This is a genomic window from Desulfovibrio sp. (assembly GCF_041907885.1).
Classification (GTDB): Bacteria; Desulfobacterota; Desulfovibrionia; order Desulfovibrionales; family Desulfovibrionaceae; genus Desulfovibrio.
The window spans coordinates 47,879-67,425 of record NZ_JAYRGM010000005.1; the positions used below are offsets into that span (position 1 = coordinate 47,879).

The 19,547-nt window shown below is 60.2% G+C and carries 14 protein-coding genes; 7 read left to right on the forward strand and 7 right to left on the reverse strand.

What is annotated here, in order from left to right:
• Positions 1 to 178 precede the first annotated feature (178 nt).
• The 3 genes from ACE3NW_RS04680 to ACE3NW_RS04690 all read right to left on the reverse strand — a co-directional run bounded on the left by ACE3NW_RS04680 (position 179) and on the right by ACE3NW_RS04690 (position 4,078).
• On the reverse strand, positions 179 to 1,009 hold the full coding sequence (locus ACE3NW_RS04680; protein WP_374280884.1) for a LysE family translocator: 831 nt from the start codon (positions 1,007 to 1,009) through the stop codon (positions 179 to 181).
• 70 nt (positions 1,010 to 1,079) lie between these two features.
• Positions 1,080 to 2,222: an NADP-dependent isocitrate dehydrogenase gene (gene icd, locus ACE3NW_RS04685; protein WP_374280886.1), complete on the reverse strand. Its 1,143-nt coding sequence runs from the start codon at positions 2,220 to 2,222 to the stop codon at positions 1,080 to 1,082.
• A 14-nt stretch (positions 2,223 to 2,236) separates the two neighbouring features.
• Entirely contained in the window at positions 2,237 to 4,078 is a 1,842-nt protein-coding gene (locus ACE3NW_RS04690) for a histone-lysine N-methyltransferase (RefSeq protein ID WP_374280888.1), read from the reverse strand.
• Between the two features lie 210 nt (positions 4,079 to 4,288).
• Between ACE3NW_RS04690 and ACE3NW_RS04695 the strand changes: the two genes are divergently transcribed.
• The 7 genes from ACE3NW_RS04695 (at position 4,289) to ACE3NW_RS04725 (ending at position 12,548) form a co-directional block, all read left to right on the forward strand.
• The gene (locus tag ACE3NW_RS04695) at positions 4,289 to 6,439 is read left to right on the forward strand and encodes a ribonuclease catalytic domain-containing protein (protein WP_374280890.1); all 2,151 of its coding nucleotides are present in this window, start codon (positions 4,289 to 4,291) and stop codon (positions 6,437 to 6,439) included.
• 178 nt (positions 6,440 to 6,617) lie between these two features.
• Positions 6,618 to 7,232: a glycerol-3-phosphate 1-O-acyltransferase PlsY gene (gene plsY / locus ACE3NW_RS04700; RefSeq protein WP_374280892.1), complete on the forward strand. Its 615-nt coding sequence runs from the start codon at positions 6,618 to 6,620 to the stop codon at positions 7,230 to 7,232.
• 152 nt (positions 7,233 to 7,384) lie between these two features.
• Positions 7,385 to 8,830 carry a threonine synthase gene (gene thrC / locus ACE3NW_RS04705; protein ID WP_374280894.1) on the forward strand — a complete coding sequence of 482 codons (1,446 nt, stop codon included), beginning with the start codon at positions 7,385 to 7,387 and terminating at the stop codon, positions 8,828 to 8,830.
• Positions 8,831 to 9,073: 243 nt separating this feature from the next.
• The gene (locus ACE3NW_RS04710) at positions 9,074 to 9,364 is read left to right on the forward strand and encodes a hypothetical protein (RefSeq protein WP_374280896.1); all 291 of its coding nucleotides are present in this window, start codon (positions 9,074 to 9,076) and stop codon (positions 9,362 to 9,364) included.
• Between the two features lie 15 nt (positions 9,365 to 9,379).
• Entirely contained in the window at positions 9,380 to 11,116 is a 1,737-nt protein-coding gene (locus ACE3NW_RS04715; RefSeq protein WP_374281083.1) for a methyl-accepting chemotaxis protein, read from the forward strand.
• Between the two features lie 231 nt (positions 11,117 to 11,347).
• Positions 11,348 to 11,905 (forward strand): hypothetical protein, encoded by a 558-nt coding sequence (locus ACE3NW_RS04720; protein ID WP_374280897.1) that lies wholly within the window; start codon positions 11,348 to 11,350, stop codon positions 11,903 to 11,905.
• On the forward strand, positions 11,871 to 12,548 hold the full coding sequence (locus ACE3NW_RS04725) for a hypothetical protein (protein ID WP_374280899.1): 678 nt from the start codon (positions 11,871 to 11,873) through the stop codon (positions 12,546 to 12,548). Before ACE3NW_RS04720 ends, ACE3NW_RS04725 begins: the two co-directional genes overlap by 35 nt.
• Before the next feature lie 69 nt (positions 12,549 to 12,617).
• Here ACE3NW_RS04725 and mgtA read toward each other — a convergent pair whose 3' ends face one another.
• The 4 genes from mgtA to mtnA form a co-directional block, all read right to left on the reverse strand.
• Positions 12,618 to 15,383 carry a magnesium-translocating P-type ATPase gene (gene mgtA, locus ACE3NW_RS04730; protein WP_374280901.1) on the reverse strand — a complete coding sequence of 922 codons (2,766 nt, stop codon included), beginning with the start codon at positions 15,381 to 15,383 and terminating at the stop codon, positions 12,618 to 12,620.
• Between the two features lie 275 nt (positions 15,384 to 15,658).
• On the reverse strand, positions 15,659 to 16,132 hold the full coding sequence (locus tag ACE3NW_RS04735) for a C-GCAxxG-C-C family (seleno)protein (protein ID WP_374280903.1): 474 nt from the start codon (positions 16,130 to 16,132) through the stop codon (positions 15,659 to 15,661).
• The gene (locus ACE3NW_RS04740) at positions 16,129 to 18,183 is read right to left on the reverse strand and encodes a TIGR04326 family surface carbohydrate biosynthesis protein (protein ID WP_374280905.1); all 2,055 of its coding nucleotides are present in this window, start codon (positions 18,181 to 18,183) and stop codon (positions 16,129 to 16,131) included. The genes ACE3NW_RS04735 and ACE3NW_RS04740 overlap by 4 nt, the downstream gene beginning before the upstream one ends.
• 8 nt (positions 18,184 to 18,191) lie before the next feature.
• Positions 18,192 to 19,277 (reverse strand): S-methyl-5-thioribose-1-phosphate isomerase, encoded by a 1,086-nt coding sequence (gene mtnA, locus ACE3NW_RS04745; protein WP_374280907.1) that lies wholly within the window; start codon positions 19,275 to 19,277, stop codon positions 18,192 to 18,194.
• Positions 19,278 to 19,547: the final 270 nt, after the last annotated feature.

The window sequence follows — 19,547 nt, forward strand, 5'->3', positions numbered from 1 at the left end:
ACCTTCAGGGGTTTGCGGGTCGCTGGCGCGACGCGGGTTAACTAGAGTATTGCAAAGTTGAAATACTCTGGCATCTGCGTGAACAGATGCCCGCATTGCAGGCGTAAGCGCTACTTGCTTGCGCTGTTAAGAGCCGGAACGTGCGCGTCTTGAACTTTGCGAACGCATGTTCTCAACGCTACTCTGCTCCGGCTTGCGCCGTGGCCAGTTTGAGGCCAAAGGCAATGAACACAAGGCCCGTACAGCGGTGCATCCACTTCTGGAAGCGGCTGTTTTCAAAAATGTGCCGTATGCGGCCCAGCATGTAGGCCAGCGGCACATACCAGAACAGGCACAGACCCGACATGATGCTGCCCAGCGTTAAAAACTGCGGGGCAAGCGGTGCGTGCGGGTCCATGAACTGGGGGAGAAATGTCAAAAAAATCAGCACGGCCTTGGGGTTGAGCGCGTTGGTCAAAAAACCCTGACCGAAGAAATGCAGCCACTGGCGCATATCAAGGCGCTGTGCAGAGCAAGCGGCATCGGGCTGGGCAGTTTTGACCACCGCCGAGCTCACAGGCTGACCGGCACGCTGCGCGGCGCGCAGGGCCTGAATGCCCAGCCACGCCAGATAGGCCGCGCCAATGTATTTGAGAAAGCTGAACCACAGCACCGACTGGGCAATGATGGCCGAAATGCCCAGCATGGCCGCCGTGGTGTGAACGCAGATGCCCAGGGCCACACCCACTGCGGCGGCCTGACCCTGCGGGCGGCCATTCATGAGCGAGATTTTGGCAATAAGCGCAAAATCCGGCCCCGGCAGCATCACCAGAATGGCAGCCATGGGCACAAACAGCAGCAGATTGTCCAGCGAGATCATGGTGCGTCCTTCATTCAAGGCAGTACAGATGGAAGAAAGGGAGTGCCAGCGGTTGCGCCCGCCGATGGTTTGCCCAACGGCAGAGCCGTAAAACACTCCCTTTCCCCCATGCTTCAAAAAAATATCGGCGGCAGCCCTGACCGTACCCATGCCGCTACGCCCAAAGCGGGTCACAGCGGGCCACAGTGTGGCAAGCCGGGCAGCACTGCGCCGTGTTATGCTACAGGTTTGCGCCGATGATTTCGCCAAACTCCACGCAGCCCACAGTGCGCGCGCCGGGAACCTGGGCGGCCAGGTCTTCGGTAACGGCCTTGGCGGCAATGGCCTTGCTCACGGCAGAGCGGATGCGTTCAGCGGCCTTGGGCACGCCAATGTGCTCAAGCATGAGCGCGCCGCACAGTATGACGCTGCCGGGGTTGGCCTTGTCCTTGCCCGCAATGGTGGGGGCAGTGCCGTGGGTTGCTTCGTAAAAAGCCAGCGTGTCCGACATGTTGACACCGGGGGCCAGGCCAAGGCCGCCCACCTGCGCTGCCAGCGCGTCGGAGATGTAGTCGCCGTTGAGGTTGGGCGTGGCGAGAATCTGGTACTGTTCGGGGCGCAGCAGCGCTTCCTGAAACATGGCGTCGGCAATGCGGTCTTTAACCACAAGACGCCCGGCCACGGGTTCCTTTTCGGTGCAGGTGAGGTCGCCAAATTCCTGCGCGGCCACATCGTAGCCCCACTGGCGGAAGGCGCCCTCGGTAAACTTCATGATATTGCCCTTGTGTACAAGGGTGAGGCTCTGCTGCTTCTGGTCAAGGGCAAAGCGCAGGGCGCGGCGCACCAGGCGCTTGGAGCCTGCCTCTGTCATGGGTTTGATACCTACGGCGGCAGAGTCGCCCACCTTGTTCACGCCCAGTTCTTCACGCAAAAAGGTGATGAGCTTGCGGGCTTCGGGGGTTTCGGCGGCAAATTCCACACCGGCGTAAACGTCTTCGGTATTCTCGCGAAAGATAACCATGTTGACGCGTTCGGGGTGTTTGACGGGCGTTTCAAGGCCTTCAAAATACCGCACCGGGCGGATGCAGGCGTACAGGTCAAGCCCCTGGCGCAGAGCCACGTTGAGGCTGCGTATGCCCGTGCCCACGGGGGTTCCCAGGGGGCCCTTCATGGCAAGCTCTGCGGTGCGCAGGGTTTGCATGGTTTCTTCAGGCAGGGGCGAGCCGGTTTCTTTCACGGCCTTGTCGCCCGCCAGCAGTTCTGTCCATTCCAGCTTGATGCCAGTGTTTTCGGCAGCCAGGGCAGCTTCAATGACAGGGCGCGCGGCCTTCCAGATTTCGGGGCCGATGCCGTCGCCTTCGATCCAGTAGATTCTCTTGTTCATGAATTTTCCTTACCTTAGTCGTTGTCGCTGTCGTCTGCTGCGGCCACTTCCTGCTGAAGTGCGCGCGCGCGTTTGAGAAGCAGTTCAAGCTGGATGTCCACACCAATGACGCCCTTGATGTTATCCTTCTCATCTGTAACCGCGCATGAAACGGTAATGATGAGCTTGCTCGTAAAGTGCGACTGGTACACATCCATGATGTGCAGATCGCCGGTTTTCATGGGCATCTTGAACCATTCGCGCTCCGAAAAATCGTAGCCGATGGGCAGTGCCTCGTAGGTTTCGCGGTAAACGGGGTCGGTGATGGCCGAGCAGCGCAGTTTGCCCTGATCGTCGGTAAGGTAGCAGTACTGGATAAAGGGATACTCGCGTACAAATTCATCAAGCCGCGCGCAGGCATGCTTGCTGAAGTCGAGCAGATCGCTGCTGCGGGCAAGGCGGATGATGATGTTGGCCGAAAGCTCGCCAGCCAGCTGCTTCATGTGGTCGTATTCGGAGGCGAAGAGTTCGGGCATGAAGCGTTGCACCAGGGCTTCCATTTCTTCGTGCGAAAAGCTGGTGGTACGGCCCGTTTCTTCGTACACGGCCATGATGGCGTCGTATATCTGGCCCACGGCGGGGTGCTTTTTGGACACCTGCTGGTCGTTGGGCAGATGCAGGTTGGCGTTGATCCAGTAGGCAACACCGGCGCGGCCCGTCTTGTCTGTAATGATGATGGGCACGGGGCGGCCAAGCAGATGGTTGGTGTCGAAGATGTTGTATATTTCTTCGTTCTTGGCCAGGCCGTCGGCGTGAACGCCCGCGCTTGTGGCGTTGAAATCGCGGCCCACAAAGGGATAATTGTGGGGAATGCGGTAGTGCAGTTCTTTTTCAAAGAACTCGGCAACTTCGCTCAAAATGGTGGTGTCTGCTGCGGCGTCGTCGCCCGTAAGCGAAATATATTCCACCAGCAGGGCCTCAAGCGGGGTGTTGCCCGTGCGTTCGCCAAAGCCGAAAAGCGTGCTGTTGACCGCGCCGCAGCCATAGAGCCACGCAGTTACGCCGTTGACCAGCACCTTGTGGAAGTCGTTGTGGCCGTGCCATTCAAGCCACTGGCCGGGCACACCGGCTTCGTCGGTAAAGCAGCGCACAATACGCTGCACCGAGCGGGGCAGGGCCGCGCCGGGGTAGGGTACGCCGTAGCCCATGGTGTCGCACAGGCGAATTTTTACCGGCATGCCGCTCTGGCGCGAAAGATCCATGAGCCGCTGGGCCAGGGGCAGGCAGAAGCCATAAATGTCGGCTCTTGTCACGTCCTCAAAATGGCAGCGGGGAATAATGCCCCATTCCAGCGCCTGCTCGGCCATGCCCACATACATATCCATGGCCTGCTGGCGGGTTTTGCCCAGCTTGAGAAAAATATGGTAGTCCGAAACGCTGGTGAGCATGCCGGTTTCGTCAAATTCCATGTCGCGGGCAAGCTTGAGGTCATCCTTGGTGGCGCGAATCCAGGCGGTCACACGCGGAAAGCGGTAGCCTCTGGCACGGCACACATCAATGCACTTGCGGTCTTTGGCCGAGTACAGAAAAAATTCCGAGGCAGTGATGAGTCCGGTTTTTCCGCCGAGCCTGTGCAGAAAATCGAACATCTTGGCCACTTGCTTGACCGTATAGGGGGGGCGGGCCTGCTGGCCATCGCGAAAGGTCGTGTCGGTGATGCGCATCTGTTCTGCCGGTCGGGGTGACAGCAGAACCTCGTCAAACGAGGTGCGGCACACACTGGTATAGGGGAAAAGCTCACGGTAGAGCTGCGGTTTTTCCGGCTCCTGCATGACCAGGGTACGGCTGCCTCCAGTTTGGTGGATAATGTTGCTCATTGGGTGTCCGCCCTGTCGCGCGGTGGCCGCGCGGTAAAAATTGTTGCCGTAAGCCGCTAATATAGCGGTTTACAGCCTCTGCGTCCAGTATGCGCCGCGCCCCGGCCCCGGCAACACTTGCCAGAAGGCCAAAAATAAAGGAATGTCTTTGGCTGCAAGCGCGGCGGTCTATAGGGGAGCGGGCGCGCGTTTTTTTCTGAAGGAGCGGGCATGTCTGATTGTGTGCGCTACCCGGCACCGGGTTGCGTGGTTGAATATATGGAAGGCAACGCCGTACAGATTGCCCTGGTCACTGAAGAGGCCGGCGGTCGTTTGCGGCTGCTTTTGCCCAACCGCAGGGAAACGCGCCTGAATTCCTCGCGCCTGCTGCCCTGGCTTGGGCCTTTGCACGCGGCAGACATGGGGCGCGAAGACGCCGTGCGCCTGCTTGAAGCGCACAAAAAATCGCGTGAAGATCTGGCCGCCCAGATACCCGTCATGGACGTGTGGGAACTGGCGCAGGGCGAAGTTGAAATGGCCCCTGCCAGCTGGTTTGCCGAGCTGTTTGAAAGTGATCCCAACACCGACCATGTTTCTGCCTATGGCCGTGCCCTGCTGGCCTGCAAAAGTCATTTTCGCTTTCAGCCCCCGGATTTTCAGGTTTTTTCTGCCGAAATGGTTGAAAAACGTTTGGTAGAGGAAAAAACCCGCCTTGAGCGCGAATCGCTGGCCGCTGGCGGTGCGGCCTTTTTGCGTCTGCTGTGGGAGGTTGTCTGCCGCAAGCGCGAGCTGCCCCAGCCCCCGATCGAGGGTGCGGCTCTTGGCGATTGGCCGCCGCAGGAAGTGGCCGAGCGCCTTGAAGAAGTTCTTTTTTCACGCATGGTTGACCCAGAGAGTCAGGTGTACGAAAACATATGGCGTACCCTGAGCAAGGGTCTGCCCGATGTGCCGCACCTGGCCCTGCAACTGCTGGTGGCCTGGGGCAAGGTTCCCGCCCACTACAATTTTTGGCTCGACCGCGCGGGCTACGCCTCTGGCGATACGTGGTGGGCCGACTGTGGCGACGAGGTCGCCGCCCTGGCCGCTGCGGGTTGCGACCCAGCAAACGCCTTTGTCCGGCAGTGGCCCGAGGCAGCCCTTGAAACCTGCGACCAGCCCTGTATCAGCATAGACAGCGCCACCACCCGTGACGTGGACGATGCCTTTCATATTGCGGCAGAGGGCGACGGCTGGGCATTAACGCTCATGCTGGCCTGCCCCTCGCTGTTCTGGAATTTTGGCGGGCCCTTGGACAAGCTTGTGCTGCACCGTGGCACCAGCATCTACCTGCCAGAGGGCGATTGCCACATGCTGCCCGAGGTGCTGGGCACAGATGCCTATTCCCTGCTGGCCGGTCAGGCGCGCCCGGCCCTGCGCGTGCTTGTGCATGTGGCGGCAGACGGCACGCTTGGCGGTTGCGAAATTTCTGTGGTGCAAAGCACCCTTGCCGCCAATCTTACCTATGTGGACAGCCAGGCCGTGCTCGATGCCCAGGCCGCTGGCGAGGCCCTGCCGCAGAACGCGGCTGCGCCCTTTGCCGAGCAGCTGCGCATGGGCCTTGCCATGGCCCGTCAGCGCCAGACTGCCCGCATTGCCGACGGTGCGGTGATCATGGACCGGCCCGACCCCGTAATTCGTCTTGAAGGCGAAGGGGCAGAGGTTCGCGTTGAAGTTGGGCTGGATTATCAGGCTTCGGACGCGCAGATGCTGGTGGCCGAAATGATGATTCTTGCCAGCGCCGCTGTGGCCCAGTGGGCCGCTGACCACGGAGTGGCCATGCTGCACCGCGTGCAGGATGTGGCCCTGCCCAAGGAATACGCCGGTATCTGGACAAGCCCGCAGGACATGACGCGCATCATGCGCGCGCTCACGCCTTCGGGGCTTGAGGTGCAGGCCCGCCCGCACGCCGCCCTTGGGCTTGCGCGCTACACGCCTGTTACTTCGCCGCTCAGGCGTTATCCCGATCTGGTCAACGAGGAGCAGCTGGTACACTACTTTCGCACCGGGCAGCCGCGCTGGACAGAAACCGAGCTGGTTGATCTGCTCAACGTGCTTTCTCCCGCGCTGGATGCGGCGGGGCAGGTGCAGCGCTTTCGTCCGCGTTACTGGAAGCTGCTGTTCTTTCGCCAGAAGGGCGACAAAGTATGGTGGAGCGGCGTGATTACAGAAGAAAACGACGCCTTTGTCACCGTAAGCCTGCCCGAACAGGGCATGTTTGTGCGCGGCAAAAGGCGGATGTTTGACGAGCGGGCGCACCCCGGCCTTGCCGTGGACGTGCGCATTGGCAAGGTGCAGCCCCTGTATAACGAAATCATGATTCTGGAAGCGGTTCCGGCAGACTAGGCCCGCCGTATTTCCGCTGTGCCGCTTCCCCGCTGGCCGTATCCCCGCAGGCCGCTTTGAGGCCTGCCCGCAAGCGGCGTGGCGCACCGTGCCGGAAAGAAGTTTTTTCATTGGGTTGTTTTTGGGTGGCGGGCAAGATATGTGCCCGGATTTTCAAGAGCTTGCAGCGGAGAAGTTTATGCTGGAAGTATTGTGGATAGCTCTGGCCTATGTGCTTGGCTCTGTGCCGTGGGGGCTGGTGATTGCCAAAACCTTTTGCCGCATAGACCCGCGTGAAAGCGGCAGCCGCAACACCGGGGCCACCAATGTGGCCCGCCTGTGCGGCTTTGGCTGGGGTGTGGCCACCCTGGCCTGCGATGTGTGCAAGGGGGCTGTGCCCGTGTGGCTGGCCTTTCGCATCAATCCCTCGCCCGTATTTGTGAGCGTGGTGGGCCTGGCCTGCGTGCTGGGGCACGTTTTTTCGTGCTTCATGAAGTTCAAGGGCGGCAAGGCCGTGGCCACAAGCATCGGCGTGTTCCTTCCCCTGGCTTTCTGGCAGCTGCTGGCGGCCTCGGCCCTGTGCTGTCTTGTTATCTGGCGTAGCGGTTTTGTTTCGCTGGGTTCGCTCACGCTGGTGGTGGCGCTGGCCGTGGCCGTGGCCGTTACCGGCCAGTGGGTCTGGCTGCCATTGGCCCTGTGTGTGTGCGCCGTGGTGGTGTGGAAGCACAAGGAAAACATCGCCCGGCTGCGTGCAGGAACAGAAAAAAGCTGGCTCAAGGGCAAGCACGCTGAAAAACAGGAAGATAAAGGCTAGCTCAGGCTGCCTGCAAATTTACGACAGCGGTCACCCTGCTGTTGTACATGCCAGTATGGGCCTTTTGCCGCAAAATGTTTTTGTGGCGGAGGCTGCGCAGACAGCCTGCGGCAAGGCTGTTTGCCCGATGCACTTATCAAGGAGTTTCTCTCATGGCGCATGCGGATTTTCCGGCCTATCGCGGCCGCATGGAGTATGTTTGTCTTGATTGCGGCGCACGTCACCCCGGCGACAGCCTGCTGTACACCTGTCCGCAGTGCGGCGGTGTGTTTTTGCTGGAAAACCTGGATTTTGACAAACTGAAAGAACGCAGCGGCGCTGAGTGGCGCGAACTTTTCGATGCCCGCTCTGCCAGCCGTAGCACTGCGCTTCGGGGAATATTCCGGTTTTACGAGCTGCTTGCCCCCCTGCTTGAAGAAGACGATATCGTCTATCTGGGCGAGGGCATCACGCCCATCATCGAGGCCGCACCGGCCCTGCGCGACCGTGTGGGCATTCCCTTTGCCTACAAAAACGACGGGCAGAACCCCAGCGCCTCTTTCAAGGATCGCGGCATGGCCTGCGCCTTCAGTTATCTCAAGTGGCTGTGCCGCCGCAACAAGTGGGACGAAGTGCTGACCGTGTGCGCCTCTACCGGCGACACCTCGGCGGCTGCGGCCCTGTACGCCTCGTATGTGGGCGCGCCGCTCAAAAGCGTGGTGCTGCTGCCGCACGGCAAGGTTACGCCCCAGCAGCTTTCGCAGCCCCTGGGCAGCGGAGCCACCGTGCTGGAACTGCCCGGCGTGTTTGACGACTGCATGAAGGTGGTTGAACTGCTGGCCGAAAATTACCGCGTGGCCCTGCTCAATTCCAAGAACAGCTGGCGCATCCTCGGTCAGGAATCCTATGCCTACGAAACCGCACAGTGGTACGGCTGGGACATGAAAGATCTTTGCCTCTTTGTGCCCATCGGCAATGCTGGCAATATCACGGCCATCATGTGCGGCTTTTTGAAAATGCTGGAACTCGGCATTATCACTTCGCTGCCGCGCGTGTTTGGTGTGCAGTCCGAGCATGCCGACCCCGTGTGGCGCTACTATGATGCGCCCAAGAATGCCCGCCACTGGCAGCCCGTAACGGTAACGCCCAGCGTTGCCCAGGCCGCCATGATCGGCAACCCCGTGTCCTTCCCGCGTGTGCGCAAACTGGCCGAAATGTTTGTGGAAAAAGGCGGCGAAAAGGCCTTTCAGGTGGTGCGCGTGACCGAACAGCAGATCATGGATGCCATGATCATGGCCAACCGTCACGGCCACATTGCCTGCACCCAGGGCGGTGAATGCCTTGCGGGCCTTGTGAACGCCAAGACCCTTGGACTTATCAGCGGTAACGAGCACGCCGTGCTTGACGCAACTGCCCACGCCCTCAAGTTTGCCGGTTTTCAGGATATGTACTTCAACGATTCCTTCCCGCCCGAATACGGTGTTGCGCCAGATAAAAGCCTGGCCAACAAGCCCGAGCTGCTCTTGCCCGAAAGCGCCCGCAAGGGCCGCGAAGTGGCCGAGTTTGCCCGTATGGGGGCAGATGCCGTGGCGGAAAGGCTTTCTTTGCAGAAAAAATAAAGTTATTTTTATACGAGCCGATACTATCGGTAGCGGCGGTGCAACCTGTTGCGCCGCCGTTTTTTTGTATGGCAACCCCTGACGGAAAAGATGGAACGCCATGTTCCCCGGTGGCTGGCCGGTATGCCAGGATTCTGGGTCGGACTAAAAAGAGGCCTGTTTCCTCCCTGCGCTAAAACCGCAAGGCAGAGAGTGCCTGTTGGGCGTTGCTCACGAAGACGGCATTTACGAAAAGGACATCCTATGTTTTCTCGCAGTATCAGAACGGCCATGTTGCTGGTCATCAGCCTCGTGGTACTGGCGGTGCAGTCGGCCCTGGTTGTGGTGGTGACACGCATGGGGGACGAGGCAACCCTTTCTGCGCGCACCCACGAGATGGATCTGGCAGCAGACACGGTAGCCAAGTCCTTGGGCGATTTTGGAACCCAGCTTGGCATGTTCGTCAACGGCGCTTCCAAGCCGCCGAGGCTGCGGGAGTTTCTGCTTACGGGAGAAGACAAAAAGGGTGCGGAAGTTTTTTTGTCTGCCATGTAGCAGGCTGCGCCCGAAATTAACACGCTCTATCTGTTCGACGCCTCGGGCAAACAGGTGATCATCTGCGCCCAGGGAAAGCTGGGCAAGGTCAACGACCTGGCTGAGCGCGAATACATAAAGGCCGCGCTGGCAGGCAAGATGGGCTTCAGCTCTGCCCCCACCAAGAGTATCGCCACCGGCAAACTTATAGTCAGTGTTGCTGCGCCCATTTTTGACGACAATGGCAAGGCCATTGGCGGCGTGGGTATTTCATACGATATCGACGGGCTGTCAAAAAATCTCAACAGCATGTCCATGGGCACGACGGGGCGTGTGGTTGTGGTTTCGCCACAGGGTGTTGTGATCAGCCACACCAACAGTGAGCTTCTTCTCAAGAATCTGGCTTCTGAACCCGCCATACGCGATATGGTAAGGGCCGAATCTGGCAGTGGGGTTGGGTACGAGCTCAACGGCGAACAGCGCTTGGTGGCCTGGGAGTCTGTTCCCAACTGGAGCTGGCGCGTGGGCGTAACCCTCAGCCGGGCAGAAGTCGAGGCTCCGGCCATAGCGCAGCGCAATGCCATGCTGATACTTGGGGCCATAACCATTCTGGCACTGGTGGGTATCTGTCTGTTTGCGCTTGAAAAGGTGGTTGTGAGCCCCTTGCGGCAGTTGCAGAATTTTGCTTCGGGCGTGGCGGGCGGCAATCTTAACTCCCTGTTGTCCATCAATCTGCGCAATGAAATCGGCAGCCTTGCAGAGAGCTTGCGGCTGATGGTGGTCAGCCTCAAGGCCAAGATAGCCGAAGCAGACGAAAAGAGCGCCCACGCACAGGAAGAATCGGCACGTGCGGCGCAGGCGACAAAAGAAGCCGAGGCCGCCCGCATTGCCGCCGAAAATGCAAAGGCAGAGGGCATGCTGCACGCGGCTACGGCGCTTGAGGGCGTGGTAGAAGCCGTGACATCTGCCTCGGAAGAACTGGCCGCCCAGGTGGAGCAGGCCAGCCGGGGTTCCGATCGCCAGACGGCCCGCGTGGGCGAAACAGCCACCGCCATGGAGCAGATGAACGCCACGGTGCTTGAAGTGGCCCGCAATGCCGGTCAGGCTGCGGATTCTGCCCATAATGCCAAGGGCAAGGCCGAGAGCGGCGCACAGGTGGTGGCACGGGTGGTTACCGATATCAGCCGCATTCAGACCAGCGCTGTGGAACTGAAAACAGAGATGACCTCGCTTGGCAAACAGGCCGAGAGCACAGGCCAGATACTGGGCGTTATTTCGGATATTGCCGACCAGACCAATCTGCTGGCCCTTAACGCCGCCATTGAAGCGGCCCGTGCTGGCGAGGCCGGGCGCGGATTTGCCGTGGTGGCCGACGAAGTGCGCAAGCTGGCAGAAAAAACCATGACCGCCACCAAGGAAGTGGGTGACGCCATACGCGATATCCAGAACGGAACCCGCAAAAATGTGGGCAACGTGGATCAGGTGGTGAACATGATCGACTCGACCACCGAGCTCGCGGGCACGTCCGGCACGGCGCTGCGCGAAATTGTGGAGCTGGTGGATGCCACCGCCCAACAGGTGCAGTCCATTGCCACGGCAGCAGAAGAGCAGTCTGCCACAAGCGACGAGATCAACCGTTCCATCGAAGACGTGAACCGTATTTCGCTGGAAACCAGCTCCGCCATGCAGCATTCTGCCGGGGCTGTGGCCGAAATGGCCCAGCAGGCCCAGGTGCTGCGCGGTCTTATTGCCAACATGAAGTCGGGTAAATAGTGATCAGCAATAAAGGTTGAAAAGGCCTGACCAGAGTATCAGGCTCCAATTTGCGGCCCTTGGGCCGCGCAAGAATGCCCCGCCAAAAGCGGGGTATTCTTGCGTTGTTTGGCTGTAAACGAGTTGTCGCAGCAATCGCACACACTCAAAAACCTGATCAGGCATGAGCGCTTGCAAAATACAGGCGTATGGATATGGTGAACGATAAGTAACCCAGAAAGTGGAGGCTTTATGCGGCAGACCCTGTTATTTGTCATGGCTTTTATGCTGGTGGCGTGCAGTGCGGCGGCGGCAGACTACAAGGCCGTGTCCACCGGGGTGCGCTATACGCACCTGGGCGACTACAGCGTTGAAAGGCTGAACAGGATACTGACAACAGAGGTGGCAGCCTTCAGCAGTTTCAAGGTTCAGTACCCGCAGGCAGCCAATGCTGTAAGCCTCTACAAGGTGCAGTACGCAACTGTCATTCCAGAGCTGGGCAACAAGCCCACCCTTGCTTCTGGCCTTGTGGCCGTACCGCAAACAGCACAAAAGAAACTCCCTGTGGTTTCGTACCAGCACGGCACGGTTTTTACCCGCACGGCGGTTCCCTCGCGGCCAGAAGAATCGGACGAAACGCGTATTATCACCGCCCAGATGGCTGGCAACGGCTATGTGGTGATCGCCGCAGACTACATTGGCAAGGGTGATTCAGACGAGCCAGACAGCTACATGGTACGCGAGGCCACAATTCAGGCCTGCATGGATATGCTGTTTGCCGCGCGCGGTGCTGGCCGATATGGGTATTGAAGAAGAAGGTCTCTATCTCAGCGGTTGGTCGCAGGGCAGCTGGAGCACGCAGCAGTTCCGCCACCGGCTCGAATCGCTGAACATACCCGTCAAGGCCGCTGCCACGGCAGCAACGCCTGCCGACCTGTATCTGCTGCTGACCCGCTGGATTAATAAACCCACGGCGCTCGACGCCGTGTGGCTTGCGGGCAGCGTTATACTGTTCACCCATTCCTATGCGTACTATTACGACATGCCGGGCCTGCCGCAGACTGTCATCAAGCCTGAATACCAGGCGGCCTGCCGCGACTTTTACGCAAACAAAACCGGGTGGGAACAGCTGCAACCACAGATACCGGGCAAGATCGCAGACCTCGTGCAAAAGGATGTGGTTGCCCGGTCTTCTGCCGGGATGGACGCATTTTTTAGCAGATTGCGCGAAAATCAGGCCTTCATGTGGCGCTCGGCCACGCCCTGCCGGTATTATTATGGCAAGGTGGACGAAGTGATGCCGCCCTATGTGGCCACCCTGGCCGTGGGCTATACAGAGGCAGCAGGCGGCGCACAGGCCGAGGCCGTGTACGCGGGCGAAGTGGCCGACCACCGGGGCGCGTTTTTGTACGGAGTGAAGGATCAGAAGGATTTTTTTGACAGCAAACGCTGAAATCGCGGCTGCTTTATGTGCAACGAGGCGGTCAGGGGTAAACCCTGACCGCCTTGCGCGTTGATAGCTCTACAGCCACGTGCCGTAGCGGCGCATAAAGGCGCGTTTTACCACTGTGGCCAGGGTCAGGTAGCCCACAAGCACAGCCGCCAGCCACGGAAAATAAGCGGCGGGCAGCGCGCCCATGTCGAGTCCCTGCCCCAGCCCGGTAAAGGGTATGGCCGTACCCACGGCAACGCCAAGGCCGGTGAGCAGGGTGACCTGCCATGCGGCGCGGCTGTGCAACAGAGGCACGCCGGGCGTGCGCAGCATGTGGATAACCATGGTCTGTGTCCACAGCGATTCCACAAACCAGCCAGCCTGAAACAGGGCGGCAAAGCTGGCCTGATCTGCCGTACCCAGGGCGTGCCAGCCGCCAGCGGGCATGGGAACCACAGCCGGGCAGATCACCCAGAACAGCAGGGCGTAGGTTGTGAGGTCAAAGACCGAGCTGGTGGGCCCAAGCCAGAACATGAAACGCCGTATGCTGTCCGTATCCCAGCTGCGGGGCGTGCGTAAAAAGTCCTCGTCCACATTGTCCCACGGCATGGCCGTGCACGAAACATCGTAGAGCAGATTGAGCACCAGAATCTGCAAAGGTGTCATGGGCAAAAATGGCAGAAACACGCTGGCGGCCAGCACGGAAAACATGTTGCCAAAGTTGGAACTGACAGTAATTTTTATGTATTTAATGATGTTGGCATAGGTGCGGCGGCCTTCCATAACCCCCGCTTCAAGCACGGTAAGGTCTTTTTCCAGCAGAATAATGCCCGCCGATTCGCGGGCCACGTCCACGGCAGAATCAACAGAAATACCCACATCGGCGTTTTTCATGGCCGGGGCGTCGTTGATGCCGTCACCCATAAAGCCCACCACATGGCCGTTGCCACGCAGACAGGTTACAATGCGTGCCTTCTGGCGCGGGCTCAGCTTGGCGAAAATTTCGGCCTTTTCAACAGCCAGCTTGAGGGCCGCGTCGTCCATGTCCTCAATTTCCGCTCCCAGCAGAATGTTTTTGCCCGGCAACCCCACCTGACGGCACACACTGCGGGTAACGGCGTCGTTGTCGCCAGTGAGAACCTTGACGCGCACGCCGTGCTCGCCCAGGGCGGCAAGGGCCTTGGGGGCCGAATCCTTGGGCGGATCAAGAAAGGCCAGATAGCCCAGCAGCACCATTTCTTTTTCGTCCGCCACGGAAAAAACGCCACCGGGGGCAGACATGGTTTTGTGCGCCACGCCCACCACACGCAGGCCGTCACTGTTGTACCGGCGCACGCGTTCGAGGATTTCTTCCTGAAGCTCTCTGGTAAGCGGCTCCACCTGGCCGTTGTATTCGGCATAGGCGCAGACAGTCAGCATTTCTTCCAGCGCGCCCTTGGTGATGATCTGGGTTTTGCCCGTGGTGTCGGCCACAACCACGCTCATGCGGCGGCGGCTGAAATCAAAGGGCATTTCGTCAACCAGGCTGTATTCCTTGCGCAGGGGTTGCATGCTCAGCTCGTCGGCATGGTTGACAATGGCCGCATCCAGCAGATTTTTGAGGCCGGTCTGAAACCAGCTGTTCAAAAAGGCGTGGCGCAGCACACGGGCGTCTTCCGTGCCGTGGATGTCGAGCGAGTATTCAAGCACAATTCTGTCTTGGGTAAGCGTGCCGGTCTTGTCGGTACACAGCACGTCCATGGCGCCCAGGTTCTGGATGGCATTGAGGCGGCGGGCAATGACCTTTTTGCGGGCCATGAATACCGCTCCGCGCACCAGATTGGCAGAAACCACGGTGGGCAGCATTTCGGGCGTGAGGCCCACGGCAACGGAAAGGGCAAAAAGCCCGGCCTCTACCCAGTCGCCCTTGGAGAAACCGTTGACGAAAAATACCACCGGCGCCATGCAGGCCATAAAGCGCAGCAGCAGCCACGAAACGGAATTAACGCCTTTTTCAAAGCTGGTGGGTGTGGATGTGGCGGCAATCTGCCGGGCCAGCGAGCCAAAAAGCGTAGCGCCGCCCACGGCAAGCACAAGGCCATAGGCCGCACCGCTGACCACGTTGCTGCCCATGAAGGCCAGATTGTTGCATTCGAGGGGTGAGGTGGCGGCCACATCGGCTTGCAGCGCGTGCGGAAATTTTTCCACCGGTTCGCTCTCGCCGGTGAGCGAAGACTGGCTGACAAAAAGGTCCTTGGCCCGCAAAATACGCATGTCTGCGGGGATCATGTCGCCAGCGGCCAGGCGCACCACATCGCCAACCACCAGCGACGCGATGGGCAGTTCCTTGCCTTCGCCATCGCGCACAACCTCGATGGTTGTTTTAACCAGCGATTCAAGCCGTGCCACGGCATTGCCAGAGCGGGCCTCCTGCACAAAGTGCAGCACACCGCTGATGCAGACCATAACCGCCACAATGATAACGGCGGTGAGGTCTTTTTCGTCCGCAGCGGCCAGCAGATAATCGGTAAAAAACGAGATGCAGGCCAGCAGCAGAAGCACTACGCTGAAGGGATTGATAAACGAGGCAAACAGGCGCCTGGGCAGGCTGTCCTTGCCCTTGGCGGCAAGCACGTTGGCCCCGAACCTGTGGCGCATGTCGTGTATCTGGGGCTTGCTGAGCCCATCGGGCGAAGAATTGAACGACTGCAAGGCTTCGTCGGGCTCAACGCGGGCAGCGTCGAGCATGCGTATGGCGGCCTGGCGAACCAGATCGCCCGCAGCAGACTGGGAAGCGGCGGTGTGGCCTTTGCGGCGGAAAAACAACCGGCCAATGGGCGCGGCAATGCCATGCGGCAAAAAAGAGCGCAGAACCATAAATCCTCCGGGGACACGCGCAAGGCGTTACCCGCAGGAATATATTCAGCGGCGGGAACGGATGGGCGTGGAAAGAGTGGTGCGACGTATACTGTCAGGTTCCGAAGGGGAACTGTGGCAACTGTCGGACGACATGAAGGGTGCTCCTTCCGTGGTTGTGGGTTTACCGCCTGCCGTGCGGCAGACGCAAAAAATGTACACAAACTTTCAAGCTCATGTATGGGCGCAAACTATTCGCTAGCGGTATGTTTGTCAAAGGGTGAAATACGTTTTAGCTATTCCCCGGCATCGGCTCCAGATGCGGATTTTCTGCGGTTGGGTTCTGCGGATTGCGTCATTTCGACAAGAAAGTCATGCAAAAGACATATAGCATCAACCGAAAGCGTTTCGCACAAGTGGGGCGGGTCGTTGGGGTGTATGCCGCCGGGGCGCAGATCCTTGCAGGCAAGGCTGGTGAAGCGTTCGCTAAAAATGGTTGCGAACCGGGCGCACAGATCCACTATTTCTCCCTCGTCCTTGCCCAGTGCTGCACCGTGCAGGCCAATGAGCAGCAGGCCGCCTTCCACAAGGCCACACTGCCCGCCCGTGCCGCCCGCGCCGTGGCAGCCCACAATGGCGGTATACACCTGGGGATGCAGGGGTTCCTGCAACATGCTTTCGAGGCAGCGCAGCGTGGTGCGCGCGCAGTTGAGGTCTCTGTCCCAGTAATAGTGGCGCACAAGGGCGGCCACCCTGTCATGCGTGTTCATGCATTTCCTCTCAGGTGCAACAGTGTTTTCCATCGGGGAAGATCGACGTCCAGATCCAAATATTGAGGAGGCAGGCGCAGGGGGGCTGCGGTTTGCAGGGCGCGGGCCACATCGTCCACGCTGCCCGTGCGTGGCAGGCTCTCCACGTCTTGCAGGGGGCAGAGGTCAAAGTCGTCTGTGGGCAGCATGGCCATAACGGGCAAGCCCTTTATGGCCGCCTCCAGCGCCACGGTGGTGGAGTTGGAGGCCCACACCACAACGCCGGGGGAAAGCTGGTCGGCAATGGGGCCGTCCACAATCTGCACTTCGTTGGCGCGGCGGCCCAGCAGGGCCGCAAGGCGTTCCTTCACCGGCAGATAGGGGTGCGGTTTTACGCGGATATCCCAGCCGTCAAGCAGGCCAGCGTGCAGCGAGCGGGCAAGCAGGGCCAGGTGCGCCTCGGTTTCATCGGCAAAAAAGCTGGTTACAGCCAAAAGCTGGCGGCGTGCGGGGGCGGCGCTTTCAGATTGTGCCTGTTCCCCGCCCTTTTCGGCAAGGTAGAGGTAGCGCAGGGCTTCCACCTCGCCCAGGCGTTTGCCGGGCAGCCCGGCCTCGCGCCACTGGACGCAGGCAGACTGTCCGTTGCCGCGCACGGCATCGGGCTGAAACGCGGCCAGGTCGCCCAAAAAGGTGCGCGGGTCATCGAAATAGCGAAAATCCGTTGGCCGGATGGTGGAATGCTGCGCGCCAATGACTGGCCCGTTATCCGCATCGTGTACCGCTTGGGTGAGCATGCGTTCCCAGGGGCAGTTTTCCAGAGGGAACAGCGTCCAGCGCTGTTGCCCGCTCATGGCGGTGTAGCGTTTGAAGGCCCTTTGTTGCAGGCAGCGCTCAAGGCAGCGCCAGCCACGGAATGATTCTGCCCAGTAGGGGCCAAGATAGTGCCAGAAATCAAGGTGCGAATCGGCAAAATGGAAGGCCGCGCGGGCTTCTTTTTCTATGCGCAGGCTGGCCACGCACAGGCGCGCGTAGCGGAACAGGGCGGCCACAAGATCGCCTGTGGTCAAAAATTCTTCCAGATAATGAAAGCTTGCGCCGTCCTTGCCCTCGCGCCGAAAGCGGTCACGCAGGGCCAGACACTGGGCCAGACTGAGCTGGGGCGCGGGAAAGCGGATAAAGAGCCAGCGCACAAAATGCCCGCCCTTGCCCGCATGTGCGGTTTCTGGCTGTGAGGCCTCTGGCTGGGCAGACTGTGGCAGATCAGCCATTTTGGTGGCTGCTTCTTCTGCGGTTTCGTTCAGGGCGTCGTGCAGACTCTCCCAGTAGCGGCTGCGGAAACGTCCATCCTCCGCCGCCTTCATGTCAATGTTGGGAAAGTAGGTGGCAATGGTGGCTGCCTGCCCCGACGTGGGCGGCAGCGCATTTTTGGCCGAAACAGGGGGCATGTGGCGGCGAACTGTCCACCACCAGTGGGCGTAGCGGGCCAGTGCGCGCAGGGGCGGCGGCGTGGCCTCGTAAATTTTGCGCAGCAGGCCCTTGGCCGGAGCTGGCGGGGTGGGGGCCTCGCAGTTTTCTGCATACTGCCGGTGTCCCGCGTGGCACATGCTGGCCAGCGCGCCGCGCAGATCGGCATCGCCGCCAAAAACGCGCAGGGCCGCAAAGCCGCCCTCGTCCATAAGGCGTTCAACAGCGCGCAGTTTGTACACCGTGTAGAGGCCGGGTGTCATCTTGGGGTGGCGTTCGTACAACAGCGAGCACCACCACATGGAAAGCCTCTCGCCGCCGCAGAGCCAGTGCTGGATTTCGCAGCCGCCCACATTCAGGCGGCCCGTATCGTGCGCCCAGGCCATGTGCTCGGCGCGAATGGCCTTGAGCTCGTCGCGCAGACGTGCAGAGAGCGAAATTTCGCCCTGCGGTGCTTCCCACCCGTCCCAGTGCGCAATAACCCTTTCGGGCAGCGCGCCGCCGGTTTTGCTCTCGGCCTTGCCGCCGGGGCCGTAGCCCGGTGCGGTACACAGGGCGCGCGCGGCTTCGGGCAGGGCAGGGCCTATGACAAGTATCAGTTCCTTCATGCTGTTCCCTAGGCGGCTGGGCCGCCGTCTTCGGCTTCGGGTGCGGCGCTGGATTCGTTAAGGGCCGCCCAGATGGCAAGGCCGTAGGGCGGTTCAAGCACGCCTTTTTCGGTGATGATGCCGGTAATAAGCTCTGCCGGGGTCACGTCAAAGGCGAAATTGTACACGGGTACGCCCTCTGGGGTGAGGCGCTTGTCGCCCACATGGGTGACCTCGCGTTCCGGGCGCTGCTCAATGGGTATGCCGCTGCCGTCGGGGGTGCTGGGGTCGATGGTGGAGAGCGGTGCGGCCACATAGAAGGGAATATTGAAATGCTTGGCCAGCAGGGCCACGCCAAACGTGCCGATTTTGTTGGCCGCGTCGCCATTGGCGGCAATGCGGTCTGCCCCCACCACCACGCGCTGCACGAGGCCCTTGCTCATCAGCAGGGCGCAGGCATTGTCGCAGGCCACGGTAACGGGAATGTTGTCCTTGTGCAGTTCCCAGGCGGTGAGGCGCGCACCCTGAAGGAAGGGGCGCGTTTCGTCGGCAATAACCGTAATGCGCTTGCCCTGCTCGATGGCCCCGCGAATGACGCCAAGAGCCGTGCCGTAGCCCGCCGTGGCCAGCGCCCCGGCATTGCAGTGGGTCAGCACGCAGTCGCCGTCCTGCAAGCAGTGCCCGCCAAAGCGGCCCAGGGTTTTGCAGGCTTCCACGTCTTCGGCCTGCATTTTGGCCGCTTCGTCAAGAAAAATGGGCAGCAGGGCCTGACGGTCGCCGCAGCCGCTGTTGATAGCCTTCCACCAGCATTTGCGCATGCGGTCTACAGCCCAGCGCAGATTGACGGCGGTGGGGCGGGCGTTGGCCAGGCGGTCGAGAAGTTCCTCAAGCTGTGTGGCCCAGTCTGGCCCGTCTGTTTCGTTGAGGGCAAGGGCACAGCCCCAGGCCGCAGTAACGCCGATGGCCGGAGCCCCGCGCACCACCATGGTTTGCAGGGCGTAGATAACGTCGTCTGTGGTGCGGCAAACCATGTCCGCCTCCTGCTCTGGCAGCACGCGCTGGTCAAGCAGATGCAGCGCGAGATCTTGCCTGTCAAAGCGAATGTGGTCTTCCATAGTTTCCTCCGCAGAAGTTCAATCTATTTCCCTATGATACACAACTATGACCCGAAGGCAAAGCGCGGCAAAAGGCTTTGCGCCGAATACCGTGTAAAAAAACATGCCGCGCCAAGGGGTTCTATGTCGCGCAATGCTTTACAAACAGGCGCACGGCTGGCTATGCTGCGGCATGACAAAATGGTCTTTGGCGCACAGTGGGCGCCGAAGGCGCACGGGCTTCCTGTGAGGCTGTGCGACAGGGCGGAGTCCATGCCCGCGCTGTGCGGG